The sequence below is a fragment of the Dokdonella fugitiva genome (genome assembly GCF_004342425.1).
Classification (GTDB): Bacteria; Pseudomonadota; Gammaproteobacteria; order Xanthomonadales; family Rhodanobacteraceae; genus Dokdonella_A; species Dokdonella_A fugitiva.
The window spans coordinates 288,250-296,365 of the sequence record NZ_SLWQ01000004.1; the positions used below are offsets into that span (position 1 = coordinate 288,250).

Sequence of the window (8,116 nt, forward strand, 5' to 3'; positions counted from 1 at the left end):
AAATGCAAGGTAAAGACCCCATGTGACGATCGGCCCGCGCGTGCGGCGCGTGCTTGACATGCCGCCGGTCGACATCATGTCGCGCCGACGGGGCGATCCGCACGGGGCCCTGCCGTGCCGCCCTGATAGAATGCGCGATTCCTGCGCCGCTGCCGTTCACGGCGGACGCACCCGCCGATGCCCGCATGACCCGACTGATCCAGCCCAGCCTGCCGACCTCGTCCCGCCAGCGACGCTCCTGGAAGGCGCCGCACGGCTCCGCGTTCGCACTCGCGCTCGCCGAAACGGCGCGCACGCACGCGGGACTCGTCGTGGCGGTCGCGCGCGACACCCACGCGGCGCACGCACTGGAGGCCGAACTCGCGGTGTTCGCCGGCAGCGACGTCGAGGTGCTGCAGTTCCCCGACTGGGAGACCCTGCCCTACGACCTGTTCTCGCCGCACCCGGACATCGTCTCGCAGCGCGTCGCCGCGCTTTACCGCCTGCCGACACTCGCGCGCGGCGTGCTCGTCGTGCCGGTCGCCACGCTCATGCAACGCCTCGCGCCGCGTGGCTACGTCGGCGGCTCGAGCCTCGTGCTCGAGCTGCGCCAGAAGCTCGACATCGCGAACGAACAACGCCGCCTCGAGGCCGCCGGCTACCGCAACGTGCCGCAGGTGCAGGAGCCGGGCGACTTCGCCGTGCGCGGCGCGCTGCTCGACATCTACCCGATGGGCAGCCCGGCGCCGTATCGCATCGAGCTGTTCGACGACGAGATCGAATCGATCCGCACGTTCGATCCGGAGACGCAACGCTCGGACCACAAGGTCGACGCGGTGCGCCTGCTGCCCGCGCGCGAATTCCCGCTCACCGAGGAGTCGGCGAAGGCGTTCCGCAATACGCTGCGCGAGCGCTTCCCGATCGATCCGCGCCGCTGCCCGCTGTACCAGGACATCAAGGAAGGCGCGACGCCGGCCGGCATCGAGTACTACCTGCCGCTGTTCTTCGCCAGGACCGAAACGCTGTTCGACTACCTCGCCGACGGCGCGCTGTTCGTACTCGGCGAAGGCGCGCTCGACGCGGCCGACACGTTCTGGACGCAGACCGGCGAGCGCTACGCGCAGCGCGCGCACGACGTCGAGCGCCCGGTGCTGCCGCCGGCCGAGCTGTACCTGACCACGCAGCAGCTGCGCGAGCGCCTGAATGGCGCGCTGCGCGTCGACATCGTGTCCGGCGACGCGACCCCCGACGGCGGCGCGGCCGAACGCCACGCCGTCGACCTCGGTACGCAGCCGGCGCCGATGCTGCCGCTCGCGCGCAAGGGCGAGGAACCGGCCGAGGCGCTGCGGCGCTTCGTCGCCGCGTATCCCGGCCGCGTGCTCATCGCCGCCGATTCGGCCGGACGCCGCGAGGCGCTGATCGAGCAGCTCGCCGTGGCGCGCCTGCGCCCGCAGTCGTACGCCGGCTGGCGCGAGTTCATCGGCGACGGCAACCGCTTCGGCATCACCGCCGCGCCGCTCGAGCAGGGCTTCGCCCTCACCGAGCCGGCGATCACCGTGCTCACCGAACGCGAACTGCACGGCGAACGCGTGCAGCAGGTGCGTCGGCGCAAGCGCGCCGCTCGCGATCCCGAGCAGGTGCTGCGCGACCTGTCCGAGCTCGTGCCGGGCGCGCCGATCGTGCACATCGACCACGGCGTCGGCCGCTACCAGGGCCTGGTCAAGCTCGACGTCGGCGGTCGCGCGCAGTTCGGCGAGGAGCCGTCGGAGTTCCTCGCGATCGAGTACGCCAAGGGCGACAAGCTGTACGTGCCGGTGGCGCAGCTGCACCTCGTCTCGCGCTACTCGGGCACGGCCCCCGAACTCGCGCCATTGCACGCGCTCGGCGGGGACGCCTGGGAGCGCGCGAAGAAGAAGGCCGCGCAGAAGGTGCGCGATGTCGCCGCCGAGCTGCTCGCGATCTACGCGCAGCGCGAGGCTCGCCAGGGCACCGCGCTCGCGATCGACCGCGAGCTCAACGAGCAGTTCGGCGCCGCGTTCCCGTTCGAGGAAACGCCCGACCAGGCCACCGCGATCGAAGCCGTGCTCGCCGACCTCGCGGCGGCCAGGCCGATGGACCGCGTCGTCTGCGGCGACGTCGGCTTCGGCAAGACCGAGGTTGCGCTGCGCGCCGCCTTCGCGGCCGCCACCGCGGGCAAGCAGGTCGCCGTGCTCGCGCCGACGACCCTTCTCGCCCAGCAGCACTTCCAGAATTTCCGCGACCGCTTCGCCGACTGGCCGATCCGCGTGGAAGTGCTGTCGCGCTTCAAGTCGAAGAAGGAGATCGACGCGGCGCTGGAGAAGCTCGCCGACGGTCGCATCGACGTGATGATCGGCACGCACAAGCTGGTGCAGCCCGACGTGCGCTTCAAGGACCTCGGCCTCGTCATCATCGACGAAGAGCAGCGCTTCGGCGTGCGCCAGAAGGAAGCGCTGAAGAAGCTGCGCGCCGAAGTCGACCTGCTCACGCTCACCGCGACGCCGATCCCGCGCACGCTCAACATGGCGATGGCCGGGCTGCGCGACCTGTCGATCATCGCGACGCCGCCCGCGCACCGCCTCGCCGTGCAGACGTTCATCAGCCCGTACGACACCGCGCTGATCCGCGAGGCGATGCAGCGCGAACACGCGCGCGGCGGCCAGGTCTACTTCCTGCACAACGACGTCGAGACGATCGAGAAGACGGCGCGCGAACTCGCCGAGCTCATGCCCGATGCGCGCATCCGCTACGCGCACGGCCAGATGCCGGATCGCGAACTCGAGCTCATCATGCTCGACTTCTACCGGCAGCGCTTCAACGTGCTCGTCGCGACGACGATCATCGAATCGGGCATCGACGTGCCGAGCGCCAACACGATCATCATCAACCGCGCCGACCGCTTCGGTCTGGCCCAGCTGCACCAGCTGCGCGGCCGCGTCGGCCGCTCGCACCATCGCGCCTACGCCTACCTCATGATCCCCGAGGGGCGTTCGATCACCGCCGACGCGGAGAAGCGCCTCGAGGCGCTCGCCTCGCTCGACGAACTCGGCGCCGGTTTCACGCTTGCCACCCACGACCTCGAGATCCGCGGCGCGGGCGAACTGCTCGGCGAGGAACAGAGCGGGCAGATCGAGGAAGTCGGCTTCTCGCTCTACACCGAGATGCTCGATCGCGCGGTGCGCGCGTTGCGCCAGGGCAAGGTGCCGGATTTCGACCTCACCAGCGAGCACGAAACCGAGATCGAGCTGCACCTGCCCGCACTGATCCCGGACGATTACCTCCCCGACGTCAACACGCGCCTGACCTTGTACAAGCGCATCGCCAGTGCGCGCGACGAGGACGCATTGCGCGAGCTGCAGGTAGAGATGGTCGACCGCTTCGGCCTGCTGCCCGATCCGGTCAAGCAGCTGTTCGCGGTGACCGCGCTCAAGCTCGCCGCAACGCCGCTCGGCATCCGCAAGCTCGAACTCGGCGCCAGCGGTGGCCGCGTGATCTTCCGCCCGAACCCCGCGGTCGAACCGCTCACGGTGATCCGCCTGATCCAGTCGCAGCCGCGCGTGTACGCGCTCGACGGCCAGGACAAGCTGCGCTTCAAGCTGCCGCTCGAAGGCGCGACCGAGCGATTGCGCGCGGCGCAGGACCTGCTGCGCGCGCTGGGTGCGCGCATCGCCGCGTAGGCATCCACGCTTTGCCACCGGGCGCGACCGAAGCACCGTTCGAGCAGCTGAACGACGCTTTGAACTCCGGCATGACGCGCGGCGTATCGCGATCGCCTCCAAACGGGTGAATGCCCACTGTCCCGTTCATTCATGGCAACGCGGCGGTTCAGCGGCGCCGCGTAGCCTCGTTCGACGGACGACGGCGTTTTCTTTCCGCCGATGTTCCTTCCGATTGCCACAACGAGGATACGCCATGAACCTTCGTTCCAGCTTGATCATTGCGACCGCGACGATCGCCCTGACCGCGCTGCCGGCGGTCGCCCAGCAGACCGAGACGACGGAGACCACGACGACCACGACGGTCACGAAGGGCCACCATCGCTACGTCTACTATCGCGACCACGACATCTACTTCGCCCCCGAGACCAAGGTGTACTACTGGCGCGAAGGCAACGACTGGCGTTCGGCCAGCGAGTTGCCGGAAACCTACCGTACGTACATCACGCGCGGCGGCGTCAACATCGAACTCGACACCGAGAAGCCGTACGAGCGCAACGAGTGGGTGATCGCGCATTACAAGAACCACGATCACGACGACGATTGACGCACCACCGCGACCGCAGCGCCGGCGGCCTCCGGGCCGCCGGCGTTTCATTGCCTGCCCTGCTCGGGCACCGCTAGACTTTCCGCGATGAAGGCATGGAGCACGGCAGTGAACGAACGGCGCGCAACCCCGGCAGGCCCGCGATGAAGTCGCCCAACGACCTGCTGCACCGTTTCCAGCTCGAGCGAGCCGGCGTCCGCGGCGCATTCGTCCGCCTCGAGCAAGGCTGGCGCGACCTGCGCTCCAACGGCGAATATCCGGGCCCGCTCGGCGGACTGCTCGGCCAGGCGGTGGCGGCGAGCGCGCTCTTCACCAGCTCAATCAAGTTCGACGGTCGCCTGTCCGTGCAATTGCAAGGCAACGGGGCGCTGCGCCTGCTGTTCGCCGAGTGCACGCATGACGGTTGCGTGCGCGGCATCGCGCGCTGGCACGGCGCGCCGCCGACCGCCCCGATCCGGTTCGAGCCGGAATCACGCCTCGCGATCACGATCGAAAACCGCATCACCGACACGCGCTACCAGGGCATGGTGCCGCTCGAAGGTGACGACCTCGCGCAGGCGTTCGAGGCCTATTTCGAACGTTCGGAGCAATTGCCGACGCGCATCGTGCTCGCCGAGGGCGGCGGGCGCTGCGGCGGCCTCATGCTGCAGCAGGTGGCGCGCGAAGGTGGCCAGGGCGCGGCCGACGACGACGGCTGGAACCGCGTCGGCCACCTGCTCGCGACGATGACCCCGCGCGAACTGCTCGAACTGCCGCCCGACGTGCTGCTGCTGCGCCTGTTCCACGAGGAAGACGTGCGCCTGCAGGCGGCGCAGCCGCTCGTGTTCGCCTGCACCTGCTCGCGCGAGCGCGTCGAGGCGATGCTGCGCTCGCTCGGCCGCGAGGAAGCGGATGCGACGCTCGCCGAGCAGGGTACGATCGAAGTGCACTGCGAATTCTGCAACCGCCGCTACGTATTCGACGACAACGAGGTCGACGAGCTGTTCCGGACCATCGATCCGGTACCGCCGGCGGCGACGCGGCATTGATATCGGGCGTTCTCACCGAACGGGAGCTGGATGTCGGCGACGTGCAGGCCCTGCGTCTCAACCTGCTGGCACTCGATCAGGACGGGGCGAGGTAACGGCTCGGCGCGAAGCCGGTCACGCGGCGGAACATCGTCGCGAACGCGGACGCGCTCTCGTAGCCGAGGTCGAACGCGATCGTCGTGATCGGCTCGCCGGCGGCGAGCCGAGGCAATGCGGCGAAGATCGCCGCCTGGCGGCGCCACTGCGCGAAGCTGATGCCGGTTTCCGAGCGGAAGCGGCGCGTGAACGTGCGTCGGCTCCAGGCGAGGTCCGCGCACCAGTCGTCGATCGTCTCGTGCGGCGACGGTTGTGAGAGGTAGGCGCGGCAGCGCGCAGCGAGGCGCTGGTCGGCCGGGAACGGGATGTCGAGCGGCAGCACCGGTGCGCGGCGGATTTCCTCGACGATCAGCGAGAACACGAGGTCGCTGCGCGAGCCCTTGCGGTACGGCAGCGGCAGGTCGGCGGTTTCGATGAGCAATTCGCGCAGCAGCGGCGAGATCGCGACGACGCGGCAATCCGCGGGCAGGCCCGCGCCGACCGCGGGATCGACGTAGATGCTGCGCGTGCTCACGTGCGCGAGCGCATCCACTTCGTGTTGCATGCCGGCCGGAATCCACACCGCGCGTTCGGGCGGCACGATCCAGCGCCCGGCTTCGGTGCCGACGAGCATGACACCGGTCGCGGCATAGAGCAGTTGCGAGCGCCAGTGCCGGTGCCGCCGCACATGGTGATTCCTCGGCAGTTCGTTGGCGGTGGCGACGATCGGCCCGGGCAGGGTATCGGCCCGGTTCGCGTGGACGTTGCGCATGTTGGCCCGATCGCAAGGGACGGTGACCTATTCGATAATGCGGGCAGCCGCCCCGCGATGTCCAATACGCGCATGTCCAACCCCTCCCCTGCTTCCGGCGCGTTCGCCGACGCCCCGGTGACGCCACCCGAAACCCTGCCGGCCGCGGCCGAAGACGCCGCCCGCACCGCGTTTCCGATCCTCGCGATGCTGAGCATCTGCCACCTGCTCAACGACCTCATCCAGTCGTTGCTGCCGGCGATCTATCCGCTGCTCAAGCAATCGTTCGCGCTCGACTTCGGCCAGATCGGACTCATCACGCTGACCTTCCAGCTCACCGCGTCGCTGCTGCAGCCCTTCGTCGGCATCTACACCGACAAGCACCCGATGCCGTACTCGCTCGCGATCGGCATGGGCTTCACCCTCGGCGGCCTGCTGCTGCTCTCGCACGCGACGACGTTCCCGGTGCTGCTGCTGTCGGCCGCGCTGATCGGGTCGGGCTCGTCGGTGTTCCATCCCGAGTCCTCGCGCGTCGCGCGCATGGCTTCGGGCGGCCAGCACGGGCTCGCGCAATCGCTGTTCCAGGTCGGCGGCAACGTCGGCTCGGCGAGCGGACCGCTGCTCGCCGCGTTCATCGTGATGCCGCGCGGGCAAGGCAGCGTCGCCTGGTTCGCGATCGCCGCGCTCGTCGCGATCACGCTGCTCGCGCGCATCGGCCGCTGGTACCGCGTGCAGATACCGGCGCATCGCGCCGCGGGCGCCGCACAGCGCGCGGTGCGCCTGCCGCGGCGCACGGTGGTGGCGACCCTGCTCGTGCTCGGCGTGCTGATCTTCTCGAAGTATTTCTACCTCGCGAGCATCAGCAGCTACTACACGTTCTACCTGATGCAGAAATTCCATCTCGGCGCGCAAGGCGCGCAGTTGCACCTGTTCGCGTTCCTCGGCGCGGTCGCGGCCGGCACCCTCGTCGGCGGGCCGGTCGGCGACCGCATCGGCCGGCGCTACGTGATCTGGGGCTCGATCCTCGGCGTCTTGCCGTTCACCCTGCTGCTGCCACACGCGAACCTGTTCTGGACCACCGTGCTCACGATCGTGATCGGCCTGGTCCTGTCGTCCGCGTTCTCGGCGATCATCGTTTACGCGCAGGAACTCGTGCCCGGCCGCACCGGCGTCATCGCCGGCCTGTTCTTCGGCTTCGCGTTCGGCATGGGCGGCCTCGGCGCAGCCGTGCTCGGCGAACTCGCCGACCACATCGGCATCGAGGCGGTTTACGGCATCTGCGCGTGGTTGCCCGCGCTCGGGTTGTTCGCGTGGTTCCTGCCCAATCCGCGCGTGAAGGCGTGAGGGTTCGATTCGTTGCTCGCGATGGCCTGCGCGCACGCGCAGGGCGGTACGCGCGACGCGCGTGCCGCCGAAGCGCCGCGGGTTTGTCGCAAGGATGCGGCGGGACTCGCGCTGCGCGCTCGACCCGCCCTACAAGGCCTGCGCGCACGCGCAGGGCGGTACGCGCGACGCGCGTGCCGCCGAAGCGCCACGGGTTTGTCGCAAGGATGCGGCGGGACTCGCGCTGCGCGCTCGACCCGCCCTACAAGGTCCTGATCCGTTGCTCGCGACGGCCTGCGCGCACGTGTAGGGCGGTACGCGCGACGCGCGTGCCGCCGAAGCGCCGCGGGCTTGGCGCAGGGATGCGGCGGGACTCGCGCTGCGCGCTCGACCCGCCCTACAAGGCCTGCGCGCACGCGCAGGGCGGTACGCGCGACGCGCGTGCCGCCGAAGCGCCGCGGGCTTGGCGCAGGGATGCGGCGGGACTCGCGCTGCGCGCTCGACCCGCCCTACAAGGCCTGCGCGCACGTGTAGGGCGGTACGCGCGACGCGCGTGCCGCCGAAGCGCCGCGGGTTTGTCGCAAGGATGCGGCGGGACTCGCGCTGCGCGCTCGACCCGCCCTACAAGGCCTGCGCGCACGCGTAGGGCGGTACGCGCGACGCGCGTGCCGCCGAAGCG

Annotated in this window: 5 protein-coding genes; 4 read left to right on the plus strand and 1 reads right to left on the minus strand. The window is 69.8% G+C overall.

All coding sequences use genetic code 11. From position 1 onward, the window contains the following. The first annotated feature begins 185 nt into the window (after positions 1–185). From mfd to hslO, 3 genes are all read left to right on the plus strand, one after another. Positions 186–3,674: a transcription-repair coupling factor gene (mfd, locus tag EV148_RS10080; protein WP_131997432.1), complete on the plus strand. Its 3,489-nt coding sequence runs from the start codon at positions 186–188 to the stop codon at positions 3,672–3,674. A 235-nt stretch (positions 3,675–3,909) separates the two neighbouring features. Then, positions 3,910–4,260 (plus strand): hypothetical protein, encoded by a 351-nt coding sequence (locus EV148_RS10085; RefSeq protein ID WP_131997435.1) that lies wholly within the window; start codon positions 3,910–3,912, stop codon positions 4,258–4,260. 143 nt (positions 4,261–4,403) lie between these two features. Next, entirely contained in the window at positions 4,404–5,288 is an 885-nt protein-coding gene (hslO, locus tag EV148_RS10090; RefSeq protein WP_131997438.1) for an Hsp33 family molecular chaperone HslO, read from the plus strand. Positions 5,289–5,364: 76 nt separating this feature from the next. Here the strand turns inward: hslO and EV148_RS10095 are convergent, their stop codons facing one another. Continuing rightward, positions 5,365–6,135, minus strand: a complete 771-nt coding sequence (locus EV148_RS10095) for an AraC family transcriptional regulator (protein ID WP_131997441.1) — start codon at positions 6,133–6,135, stop codon at positions 5,365–5,367. A gap of 72 nt (positions 6,136–6,207) precedes the next feature. Here EV148_RS10095 and EV148_RS10100 point away from each other — a divergent pair, with 72 nt between their 5' ends. Continuing rightward, on the plus strand, positions 6,208–7,458 hold the full coding sequence (locus tag EV148_RS10100) for an MFS transporter (protein ID WP_131997443.1): 1,251 nt from the start codon (positions 6,208–6,210) through the stop codon (positions 7,456–7,458). The last annotated feature ends 658 nt before the right edge of the window (positions 7,459–8,116 follow it).

What these genes read in the sequence shown, in the direction of transcription:
- EV148_RS10095 (WP_131997441.1), bottom strand. Translation starts at nt 6,135, where the DNA reads ATGCGCAACGTCCACGCGAACCGGGCCGATACCCTGCCCGGGCCGATC.
- mfd (WP_131997432.1), top strand. Translation starts at nt 186, where the DNA reads ATGACCCGACTGATCCAGCCCAGCCTGCCGACCTCGTCCCGCCAGCGA.
- EV148_RS10085 (WP_131997435.1), top strand. Translation starts at nt 3,910, where the DNA reads ATGAACCTTCGTTCCAGCTTGATCATTGCGACCGCGACGATCGCCCTG.
- hslO (WP_131997438.1), top strand. Translation starts at nt 4,404, where the DNA reads ATGAAGTCGCCCAACGACCTGCTGCACCGTTTCCAGCTCGAGCGAGCC.
- EV148_RS10100 (WP_131997443.1), top strand. Translation starts at nt 6,208, where the DNA reads ATGTCCAACCCCTCCCCTGCTTCCGGCGCGTTCGCCGACGCCCCGGTG.